This window comes from Streptomyces sp. NPDC059371, from assembly GCF_042751995.1.
Taxonomy (GTDB): Bacteria; Actinomycetota; Actinomycetes; order Streptomycetales; family Streptomycetaceae; genus Streptomyces.
Window position 1 is genome coordinate 17,238 of record NZ_JBHYXD010000036.1, and the last position, 9,792, is coordinate 27,029.

11 protein-coding genes are annotated in these 9,792 nt (G+C 69.5%); 8 read left to right on the plus strand and 3 right to left on the minus strand.

From position 1 onward, the window contains the following. The first annotated feature begins 25 nt into the window (after positions 1–25). The 4 genes from sdhC to ACFXGX_RS21230 are packed head-to-tail and all read left to right on the plus strand — an operon-like array spanning position 26 to position 3,460. Entirely contained in the window at positions 26–406 is a 381-nt protein-coding gene (gene sdhC, locus ACFXGX_RS21215) for a succinate dehydrogenase, cytochrome b556 subunit (protein WP_355759678.1), read from the plus strand. 5 nt (positions 407–411) lie between these two features. After that, complete coding sequence (locus ACFXGX_RS21220) at positions 412–903, plus strand: succinate dehydrogenase hydrophobic membrane anchor subunit (protein ID WP_355759680.1); 492 nt, start codon at positions 412–414, stop codon at positions 901–903. A gap of 23 nt (positions 904–926) precedes the next feature. Beyond that, positions 927–2,681, plus strand: a complete 1,755-nt coding sequence (gene sdhA / locus ACFXGX_RS21225; RefSeq protein ID WP_384793377.1) for a succinate dehydrogenase flavoprotein subunit — start codon at positions 927–929, stop codon at positions 2,679–2,681. Next, on the plus strand, positions 2,681–3,460 hold the full coding sequence (locus ACFXGX_RS21230; protein WP_384793380.1) for a succinate dehydrogenase iron-sulfur subunit: 780 nt from the start codon (positions 2,681–2,683) through the stop codon (positions 3,458–3,460). Before sdhA ends, ACFXGX_RS21230 begins: the two co-directional genes overlap by 1 nt. Before the next feature lie 97 nt (positions 3,461–3,557). Here the strand turns inward: ACFXGX_RS21230 and ACFXGX_RS21235 are convergent, their stop codons facing one another. From ACFXGX_RS21235 to ACFXGX_RS21245, 3 genes are all read right to left on the minus strand, one after another. After that, the gene (locus ACFXGX_RS21235) at positions 3,558–6,023 is read right to left on the minus strand and encodes a DUF4132 domain-containing protein (RefSeq protein WP_384793383.1); all 2,466 of its coding nucleotides are present in this window, start codon (positions 6,021–6,023) and stop codon (positions 3,558–3,560) included. Then, positions 6,020–6,412 (minus strand): hypothetical protein, encoded by a 393-nt coding sequence (locus tag ACFXGX_RS21240; protein WP_384793386.1) that lies wholly within the window; start codon positions 6,410–6,412, stop codon positions 6,020–6,022. The genes ACFXGX_RS21235 and ACFXGX_RS21240 overlap by 4 nt, the downstream gene beginning before the upstream one ends. A gap of 83 nt (positions 6,413–6,495) precedes the next feature. After that, complete coding sequence (locus tag ACFXGX_RS21245) at positions 6,496–7,131, minus strand: Uma2 family endonuclease (RefSeq protein WP_384793389.1); 636 nt, start codon at positions 7,129–7,131, stop codon at positions 6,496–6,498. Positions 7,132–7,276: 145 nt separating this feature from the next. On the opposite strand from ACFXGX_RS21245, the gene ACFXGX_RS21250 reads away from it, so the two are divergent. The 4 genes from ACFXGX_RS21250 to ACFXGX_RS21265 all read left to right on the plus strand — a co-directional run bounded on the left by ACFXGX_RS21250 (position 7,277) and on the right by ACFXGX_RS21265 (position 9,693). Next, positions 7,277–7,702, plus strand: coding sequence for a VOC family protein (locus ACFXGX_RS21250; RefSeq protein ID WP_384793392.1), 426 nt, complete (start codon positions 7,277–7,279; stop codon positions 7,700–7,702). A gap of 195 nt (positions 7,703–7,897) precedes the next feature. Continuing rightward, entirely contained in the window at positions 7,898–8,305 is a 408-nt protein-coding gene (locus tag ACFXGX_RS21255; protein WP_355759692.1) for a hypothetical protein, read from the plus strand. Further along, positions 8,302–8,826 carry a thiol-disulfide oxidoreductase DCC family protein gene (locus tag ACFXGX_RS21260; RefSeq protein ID WP_384793395.1) on the plus strand — a complete coding sequence of 175 codons (525 nt, stop codon included), beginning with the start codon at positions 8,302–8,304 and terminating at the stop codon, positions 8,824–8,826. Before ACFXGX_RS21255 ends, ACFXGX_RS21260 begins: the two co-directional genes overlap by 4 nt. A gap of 150 nt (positions 8,827–8,976) precedes the next feature. Beyond that, complete coding sequence (locus ACFXGX_RS21265; protein ID WP_384793500.1) at positions 8,977–9,693, plus strand: TetR family transcriptional regulator; 717 nt, start codon at positions 8,977–8,979, stop codon at positions 9,691–9,693. Positions 9,694–9,792: the final 99 nt, after the last annotated feature.

Sequence of the window (9,792 nt, forward strand, 5' to 3'; positions counted from 1 at the left end):
ATCCCCGCTCCCGGAGGGTTCTTCCGTGCCGGCTGGAACGCTGTACCGCGGCCGGGAAGGAATGTGGTCCTGGGTGGCTCATCGAGTCACCGGCGTCCTCATCTTCTTCTTCCTGTTCGTACACGTGCTGGACACCGCTCTCGTCCGTGTCTCCCCCGAGGACTACGACAAGGTCGTAGCCACGTACAAGACGCCGATCGTCGCGCTGCTGGAATACGGCCTCGTGGCCGCCATTCTCTTCCACGCGCTCAACGGCCTGCGTGTCATCGCCGTCGACTTCTGGTCCAAGGGCCCGCGCTATCAGAAGCAGATGCTCTGGACCGTCGTCGGTATCTGGGTCGTGCTGATGTTCGGGGCCCTTTACCCCGTCCTCGGTCACGCATTCCGCGAAGTATTCGGGAGCTGACGCAGATGTCCACTACTGACACCGCCGCTTCCGGAATCGGCCCCGTAGAAGGCTCCGGAGATTTCTCGGCCTACAGCGTCGACAACCCGGCCCCCTTCATCGAGGCCCCGCGCAAGCGCACCAAGAAGACCCCGAAGTCGACCCGCGGCAACTTCGAGATGTACGGCTGGCTCTTCATGCGCCTGTCCGGCATCGTCCTGGTCGTCCTGGTCCTCGGCCATCTGCTGATCCAGCTCGTCCTCGACGGCGGCGTCTCCAAGATCGGCTTCGCCTTCGTGGCCGGCCGCTGGGCCAGCCCGTGGTGGCAGGCCTGGGACCTCGCGATGCTGTGGCTGGCCATGCTGCACGGCTCCAACGGCCTGCGTACCGTCATCAACGACTACGCGGAGCGCACGAACACGCGCCTGTGGCTGAAGGGCCTGCTGTACACCGCCACGGTGTTCACGATCCTGCTGGGCACGCTGGTGATCTTCACCTTCGACCCGAACATCCGCTAGGCACGGGGCTGAGGCAACCACTCATGAAGATCCACAAGTACGACACCGTCATCGTCGGCGCCGGCGGCGCCGGCATGCGCGCCGCCATCGAGTCGACGAAGCGCAGCCGCACCGCCGTGCTGACGAAGCTCTACCCCACCCGCTCCCACACGGGCGCCGCGCAGGGCGGCATGGCCGCCGCGCTCGCCAACGTGGAAGAGGACAACTGGGAGTGGCACACCTTCGACACGATCAAGGGCGGTGACTACCTGGTCGACCAGGACGCCGCCGAGATCCTGGCGAAGGAGGCCATCGACTCGGTCCTCGACCTGGAGAAGATGGGCCTGCCGTTCAACCGGACGCCCGACGGGACGATCGACCAGCGCCGCTTCGGCGGTCACTCCCGCAACCACGGCGAGGCCCCGGTGCGCCGGTCCTGCTACGCCGCGGACCGCACCGGTCACATGATCCTCCAGACGCTGTACCAGAACTGCGTCAAGGAGGGCGTGGAGTTCTTCAACGAGTTCTACGTCCTCGACCAGCTCCTCGTCGAGGTCGACGGGGTCAAGCACTCCGCGGGCGTCGTCGCCTACGAGCTCGCGACCGGCGAGATCCACGTCTTCCAGGCGAAGGCCGTGATCTACGCGTCCGGCGGCACCGGCAAGTTCTTCAAGGTGACCTCCAACGCGCACACCCTGACGGGTGACGGCCAGGCGGCCGTCTACCGTCGCGGGCTGCCGCTGGAGGACATGGAGTTCTTCCAGTTCCACCCGACCGGCATCTGGCGCATGGGCATCCTGCTGACGGAGGGCGCCCGCGGTGAGGGCGGCATCCTCCGCAACAAGGACGGCGAGCGCTTCATGGAGAAGTACGCGCCGGTCATGAAGGACCTCGCGTCCCGTGACGTCGTGTCCCGCTCCATCTACACCGAGATCCGTGAGGGCCGCGGCTGCGGTCCCGAGGGCGACCACGTCTACCTCGACCTCACGCACCTCCCGCCGGAGCAGCTCGACGCCAAGCTGCCCGACATCACGGAGTTCGCGCGGACCTACCTCGGCATCGAGCCCTACACGGACCCGATCCCGATCCAGCCCACCGCGCACTACGCCATGGGCGGCATCCCGACGAACGTCCAGGGTGAGGTCCTCTCGGACAACACCACGGTGGTTCCGGGCCTGTACGCCGCCGGTGAGGTCGCCTGTGTCTCCGTGCACGGCGCCAACCGCCTCGGCACGAACTCGCTGCTGGACATCAACGTCTTCGGGCGCCGGGCCGGCATCGCGGCCGCGGAGTACTCGGCGAAGGCCGGCTACGTGGAGCTGCCGGAGAACCCGGCCGAGCAGGTCGTCACCCAGGTCGAGCGCCTGCGCGACTCCACGGGCACCGAGCGGGTCGCCGCGATCCGCCTGGAGCTCCAGGAGTGCATGGACGCCAACGTGATGGTGTTCCGCACCGAGCAGACGATCAAGACGGCCGTGGAGAAGATCGCGGAACTCCGCGAGCGCTACAAGAACGTCTCGGTCCAGGACAAGGGCAAGCGGTTCAACACGGACCTGCTGGAGGCCGTCGAGCTGGGCAACCTGCTCGACCTGGCCGAGGTCATGGCCGTCTCCGCGCTCGCCCGCAAGGAGTCCCGCGGCGGCCACTACCGCGAGGACTACCCGAACCGCGACGACGTCAACTTCATGCGCCACACCATGGCGTACCGCGAGGTCGGCGACGACGGCACCGAGTCCATCCGTCTCGACTACAAGCCGGTCGTCCAGACCCGCTACCAGCCGATGGAGCGTAAGTACTGATGGCTACTCCCACTCTGGACAAGGCGGACGCGGCCGGCGCACCCGAGCCCGGTTTCGCCGACTCCCCCTACATCACCGCCACGTTCCGCATCCGCCGCTTCAACCCGGAGGTCTCGGCGGAGTCGGTCTGGGAAGACTTCCAGATCCAGATCGACCCCAAGGAGCGTGTCCTCGACGCGCTGCACAAGATCAAGTGGGACGAGGACGGCACGCTCACGTTCCGCCGCTCCTGCGCCCACGGCATCTGCGGGTCGGACGCCATGCGGATCAACGGCAAGAACCGGCTGGCCTGCAAGACGCTGATCAAGGACCTCAACCCCGGGAAGCCGATCACGATCGAGGCCATCAAGGGCCTGACCGTGCTGAAGGACCTCGTGGTCGACATGGACCCGTTCTTCCAGGCGTACCGCGACGTGATGCCCTTCCTCATCTCGAAGGACACCAACGAGCCGACGCGCGAGCGTCTGCAGTCGGCCGAGGACCGCGAGCGGTTCGACGACACGACCAAGTGCATCCTGTGCGCCGCGTGCACGTCGTCCTGCCCGGTGTTCTGGAACGACGGCCAGTACTTCGGTCCTGCCGCCATCGTGAACGCCCACCGCTTCATCTTCGACTCGCGTGACGATGCCGGAGAGCAGCGCCTGGAGATCCTCAACGACAAGGACGGTGTGTGGCGCTGCCGCACGACGTTCAACTGCACGGACGCCTGCCCGCGCGGTATCGAGGTCACCAAGGCGATCCAGGAAGTCAAGCGCGCGCTGATCACGCGCCGCATCTGACGGCCGTTCCGCCGTGTCCGAAGGGCCCCGCTCCTCTCCCGGAGCTGGGCCCTTCGGCGTGTCCTGGAGCGGGCCTTGGGCGTGCGGCGGGTCCGGGTCAGAGCTGGCTGAGGATCGTCGGATCCGTGATCCGCAGGTCGTCCGCGAGCAGCATCGCCTTGCTGAGGATCACCGCGAGCATCCCGTCGCCCTCGAAGGGCAGATAGCCGGCCCGGGGGCCTCCCGCCGCGGACTTCGGGACGATGCACAGGTACTGGTCGTTCGGGCTCATCAGGATGTTGCCCGAGCCCAGGTGGATCTTGTACGTGTGCCGCTCGCCCTTCACGTGCAGGAAGCGGCCCTCCAGGGTGCAGCGGTCGGCTATCGCCAGCCGGGGGATCAGCCGGTCGAGCAGGGCGCGGCGGGTCTGCGCGGTCTCGGTCAGGTCGCCGAAGCCGTACGAAGTCCAGTACTCCTGGAAGCGGCCGCCGGGGCCACCGTCCTGCCAGGTCGGGTCGTTGCCGACGCTGGAGACGCCGACGAACAGGTCGACGTCGCGCAGGACCTCGGACAGGACGAGCGGCGGGATGTCGGTGAGGGGCAGCGGCTCGACCGGGTCCCGGCCGTCGCGCAGCCACATGCGGTACTCGCCGCCGTAGCAGTGCGCCGAGTTCCGCGGGGCGTCGATCGGGTAGAAGCGCACCTGGTCGGTGTGCAGCCGCAGATAGCTGCCGGACTCGGTGGTGTCGTCGCCGTACTCGCCGTCTCCGGTGATCCAGTACTCGGCGCGCAGCCCCCACCGTGGCAGCTCCCGGGTGGCCGGGGGCGCCTCGTCGTCGACGCAGAGGCGGAGTTTGTTGCGCCAGCCCCTGGCGGCGGCGAGGGAGTTGAACTGGTGCTGGCGCACGACGTGGGCGGCGAAGCGGTTCGAGTACGTGCCCGTCACGCGTTCGGCGTCGGTGAGGAGGTAGACCTCACGGTGGGCCTGTTTGAAGGGCTGGGTGATCTCGTGGCGCTCCAGCCAGTCCCGCCAGGCGACGACCTCGGCGGGTTCACGGCCGGCCGGGTGCCAGAGGGTGACCTCCTCGCCCGCCTTCACCGGGTCGTCGGCGAGGGTGCGCAGCTCGCCGTCGGCGAACCCGGCCGGTGTGCCGTCGACCGTCCACAGGAGCCGGCGGGCGAGGGTGCCGACGAGCGGGTGGTCCAGGTAGCGCTCGCGCCAGGTGTCGTACGCCCAGGTGCGCCGGCCGAGGAACTGCCGGTCCAGGCGCTCGGTCTGCGCCGAGAGCATCTTGTCGATGTCCTTGACGGCCGCCTTGAGTTCCTTGAGCGCCTCGGCGTGATCGCGCCGCACGGCGGCGGGCACACTCTTGACGGCCTTGCCGCTCGCGTTGCGCCAGCTCAGCGCGGCGCGTGAGCCCTGGACTTCGAGGAGCGCGGTGCTGTCACCGAACTCGTGACGCGCCCGCCCGACGCCGGTGAGGCCGTACGCCGGGACGGCCAGTTCCTCGATCTCCTCCCGGGTGAGCCCGAGGGCGGTGGCCTTCGCCTCCAGGAAGCCGTCGACGATCTTGGCCGTGGCCTTGTACGTCACCCGGGTGGCCAGCCGGGCCAGTTCGGCGAGGGCGGCCTCTCCTTCGACGCGGGACAGCGCGATCACACCGGCGTTGGCGACCTTCGGGTTGCGCGGGCCCAGTCCGGCGACCTTCTTCAGGGAGGTCTCGACGAGCGCCCCGAGGGCCCGTGCGGTGTCGGGGTGCGGCGGCAGCAGGGAGACCAGCCAGGCGAGGCCGCGCAGGGCGTCGGCGTTGTACGGGTCGTAGGCGTTGTTGATGTCGGCCTCGTACCCCCGCAGCTCCAGCGGGTGGGTGCGGGGGCGGCCGACGAGGGCGAGCCAGGACAGCGCGGCGTCGCGGACCCGGTCGGCGCCGAGCGCTTCGACGAGGGCGCGGGCCCGCTGGTCCCACTTGGCGGAGGGCTTCGAGGCGGTGGCGGTCGTCAGATGGGTGAGCAGGGCCTGCTCGTCGGGTGTGGAGGAGTCGCTCATGGCCTGCTCGGCCCATTCCTCACCGACGTTGAGGACGGGGCTCGTGAGCTTCTTCAGCAGGTCCGCGACGAACTGGCGGCGGTAGGTGTCCGTGCCGGTGCGGCGGAGAACCGCGACGACGGTCGGGTCCAGGTCGCGGCCGGCCGCCAGTTCGGCCTCAGCCAGGACGTCGATCCGTGTCGCGTACCAGACGGTGTTCTGCCGGCCGAGTTCTTCGAGTTGCGTCGCCCGCTCGTCGGCGAGCGGGTACTCCGGGAGGCCGTGGGAGATGGCGGCGAGCATGGTCAGTACGTGGTTGCGGGGTTCCGATCTGCTGCCGACCGTGTGATAGCCCTCCGCCAGCGCGCCGGCCAGCCTTTCCCGCTGGTCGGCGGGGAGCGCGCTCAGCAGGTCGAGGATCTCGCCCCAGCCGCTGCCCCATTGGCCGGTGTTGACCAGCGCGGCCCTGAGGAGGTCGGTGGCGAGCCCTCCCATGTTGCCCTCGGCCGCGTTCGAGCGGATCCACCCCAGATGCGTCCTGGTGTCGGCCATCGTCATCCCCCCACCAGCGCGACGAGCTTGAGGAAGGTGACCTCGGTGCCCAGGACCAGCTCGATCTCCTCGTCGAGGCCGGTCATCTGACGCTCCCCCACGAGCACCAGGAAGCCGTTCCCGGCGAAGGCCCGCAGCGCCAGCTCGCACTGTGCCTCCGGGTCTATCCGGCGGGGCGTACGCAGCGCGTAGCCGTTCAGCACGCGCTCGGTGTCCTCGGGCTGCACGAGCCCCTGGAACACCCGCGGCGTGCTCGCGTTGTACTCGGCGACCTCCTGGAAGACCCGCCGCCGGATCAGCTCGCGCACCGCGAGCCGCTCCTCGGCGATCTCGATCCCCCAGCCCGCGCCCCGCCCCCCACTGGTCGTCTCGTCGACGAACGTCACCATTCCCATACGGCCGAGAGTACGAGCCCCTACTGACAATCCATCACGGCGCCGGGGTCCGCTCTCGGCTGGTGGGCGTCAGCCGGAAAGCCTCACCGCGGCTCGGCCTCCGAACCGCCCCTCCGTCTGCCGACGGCCGTCAGGTCGATGTCGATCTCGAAGGGGGCGGCGGCCTTCACCCGGTCGTGGAAGATTCCGGTGAGGGCGTACGACTTGGTGGCCGGATCCAGCTCGTAGACGTAGACGACGGGCAGGCCCTTGTCCTCGTCCTGTTCGACACGCCAGAAGTGCGGGACTCCGGCCTCGGCGTACTTGCGGGGTTTGACCTCCCGGTCGCGTTCGAGGGAGTCGGGCGAGACCACTTCGACGGCCAGAAGGATGTCCTCGGGCTGGTACCAGGTCTGGCCGGGCCCGGTGTTCGCGTCCGCGGATAACACCATGACGTCCGGCTCGGGCCTGTTCTTGCTGTCGAGTCTGACAGTCATCTCCCGCATGACGTCGAGATGGTCCGGCGCCTGCGCCAGGAGAGCGTTCTCCAGCAGGCGCATGCAGCGTCCGTGAAAAGCGGTCTGCGGACTCATGAAGACGAGACTCCCGTCGATCAACTCCGTGTGCGGCGGGAGGCCCGGAATCCGGTCGAGGTCGTCTGCGGTCCAGCCCTCGGGGGGCGGGATCGGCCAGCGGTACGCCGGCTCGCCGTCGAGCCCGTCCTCGGATGCGGCGCTCATCAGTGCTCCCATGGGCCGGAGTCTCGCCTGTCGGTTCAGCGTACCCAGGGGGAACGGGAGTCGCTTCACCTCAACGGGTGATCACATGTTCGGCCCGCGGTCGGCCCTCCGAGGTCGTACCTCTCTCCGCTCCTAACCTGATGGCATGTCAGATGACGTGTCACGCGAGTCGTGCGAGTTGCTCGGGATCGACAACATGCTGTTTCCCGTCGGGGATCTCGGTGAGGCCGTGGGGTTCTACGAGCGGGCCGGGTTCGTGTCGGCGTTCCGGCTGGACGAGGCCGGGATCGCCGTGCTGAAGGTGGGCAAGGAGACGCCCGGGGTGCTGCTGCGGCTGGACGGGGTGCTGGGCCACCGGCCGCCGCCGTGGGCGTCGCCGCGGCTGTGGGTGGAGGTGCCGGACGCCCGCGCGGCGGCCCGCTCCCTGGCCGCCGCGGGCATCGCGGCCCTCGACGAACCCTTCTCCGGCGCCACCGGCTGGACCGTCGAGATCGCGGACCCCTGGGGCAACGTCATCGGCTTCACCGACTACACCAAACGGCCCGAACTGGCCCGCGGCGTCCGGGGATAGCCCCGGCCGTCCGCCCGACCCGGATCCGGCCGTCCGCCCGACCCGAATCCGGGCCTCCGCCCGACCCGAATCCGGGTGTCCGCCCGGCCCGGATCCGGGCCTCCGCTCACCCCGGATCCGACTTGAACATGTTCAAAAGGAGGTCTACATTCATCTCAGACAGCGTTTTGAACGCGTTCAAGAAGGGGTGGGGACATGGATCTCACGGTCGTCGCATACGTCATCTATCTGCTGGTCAGCATCGCGCTGACGGTCTGGGTGGCACGCACGCTGAGCCACAACGGACGGATCTTCCTGTCGGACGTCCTGCACGGCAACGAGAAGCTCGCCGACGCCGTCAACCACCTGCTGGTGGTGGGCTTCTACCTCGTCAACCTCGGCTTCGTCGCCCTCTATCTGCACCAGAGCGACGAGATCTCCAACGCCCGCGAGATCTTCGAGGCCCTGTCGACCAAGCTGGGTGTCGTCCTGCTGGTCCTCGGCGTGATGCACCTGGGCAACGTCTACGCCCTCAACAAGATCCGGCGGCGGGGTGTCATGGAGCGGGAGCAGATGCCGCCGGTGCGGCCGACCGACTGGGTCGCCCCCACGGCCGGGGCGTGAGACCGGTGACCGCCGCCTCGGCCACCCGGGACCGGGACGCCGCGCGCGTCCCGGTCCTCGGGCTCACCGTCCTCTACGACGCGCACTGCTCGCTGTGCGCGTTCCTGAAGAAGTGGCTCGCCGGGCAGGCGCAGCTCGTACCCCTGCGGTTCGTGCCGGCCGGTTCGGAGGAGGCCGCCCGGAGCTATCCGCGGCTCGACCACCGCGCCACCCTGGACGAGATCACCGTCGTGGGGGACGCCGGACAGGTCTACCAGGGAGCCGCCGCCTGGATCGTCACCCTCTGGGCGCTGCGCGACTTCCGGTCACTGGCCCACCGGCTGAGCACGCCCACGGGTGCGAGGCTGGCCAGGGGCGCGACCCTCGCCGCCGCCAAGTGGCGCGAGGCGCAGTCGTCCCGGCGGTGGGGCGGCGGCGCGTACGAGTGGGGCGACGGCTGGAGCTACCACCCGACCGCCGGATGGACCTTCGAGCCGCCCGCCTGTGACAGCGGCGGATGTACGACGGTTCCCAGTCGTTAGGCTCGTGCCGTGCCAGCACCGAAAGACAGCCCCGGCCCCATCGGCTCCGCCGAGCCCAGCGCGGCCTCCGAGCCCGCCAAGTCCCCGGGCAAGGAGGCGAAGAGCCCGGCGAAGAGCGAACAGACCCGGGCCCTGATCCTGGAGACCGCGATGCGGCTCTTCCAGGAACGGGGGTACGACAAGACGACGATGCGAGCCATCGCCCAGGAGGCCGGGGTCTCCGTCGGCAACGCGTACTACTACTTCGCCGGCAAGGAACACCTGATCCAGGGCTTCTACGACCGGATCGCCGCCGAACACCAGGAGGCGGTCCGGGAGGTGCTGGACCGCGAGACGGACCTGGAGGCCCGGCTCGGCGGTGTCCTGAAGGCATGGCTGGACATCGCCACGCCGTACCACGAGTTCGCCGTGCAGTTCTTCAAGAACGCCGCCGACCCGGACAGTCCCCTCAGTCCCTTCTCCCCCGAGTCGGAGCACGCGCGCCGTGAGGCGATCAGCGTCCACAGGGAAGTGCTGGCCGGGGCGAAGACCAAGGTGCCCGAGGAACTGCGCGAGGTCCTGCCCGAGCTGATGTGGCTCTCCCAGATGGGGCTCGTCCTGTACTGGGTCTTCGACCGCACCGAGAGCCGCGAGCGCAGCTACCGGCTCGCCGAGCGCGGCGCGCGTCTGACGGCGCGCGGCGTCTCACTGGCCCGCTTCCGGCTGCTGCGGCCCCTCGTCCACGAGGTGCACGAGCTGTTCACGGACTTCCTGCCGGGCATGACGAGGGCCCTGCCCGACCCGGCGAAGAAGACGGACCGGGGCCCCGCCGGCCCGGCGGAGAAGACGCGCCGAGGCCCCGCCGACCCGGCGGGGGAAACGGACTGAAGGGGGGCCCCCCCCGCGGGGGCCCCCCGGGGGCGCGGCGCGGCGGGGGGTGGGCGGCGGGGGGGGGGTCTTGTGCGGGGGGGCGGGGCCCACAGCCGC

Coding starts and splice junctions, on each gene's coding strand:
- ACFXGX_RS21255 (WP_355759692.1), top strand. CDS start 7,898: ATGGATCTCACGGTCGTCGCATACGTCATCTATCTGCTGGTCAGCATC.
- ACFXGX_RS21250 (WP_384793392.1), top strand. CDS start 7,277: ATGTCAGATGACGTGTCACGCGAGTCGTGCGAGTTGCTCGGGATCGAC.
- ACFXGX_RS21240 (WP_384793386.1), bottom strand. CDS start 6,412: ATGGGAATGGTGACGTTCGTCGACGAGACGACCAGTGGGGGGCGGGGC.
- ACFXGX_RS21220 (WP_355759680.1), top strand. CDS start 412: ATGTCCACTACTGACACCGCCGCTTCCGGAATCGGCCCCGTAGAAGGC.
- sdhA (WP_384793377.1), top strand. CDS start 927: ATGAAGATCCACAAGTACGACACCGTCATCGTCGGCGCCGGCGGCGCC.
- ACFXGX_RS21230 (WP_384793380.1), top strand. CDS start 2,681: ATGGCTACTCCCACTCTGGACAAGGCGGACGCGGCCGGCGCACCCGAG.
- ACFXGX_RS21235 (WP_384793383.1), bottom strand. CDS start 6,023: ATGACGATGGCCGACACCAGGACGCATCTGGGGTGGATCCGCTCGAAC.
- ACFXGX_RS21265 (WP_384793500.1), top strand. CDS start 8,977: ATGCGGCTCTTCCAGGAACGGGGGTACGACAAGACGACGATGCGAGCC.
- ACFXGX_RS21245 (WP_384793389.1), bottom strand. CDS start 7,131: ATGAGCGCCGCATCCGAGGACGGGCTCGACGGCGAGCCGGCGTACCGC.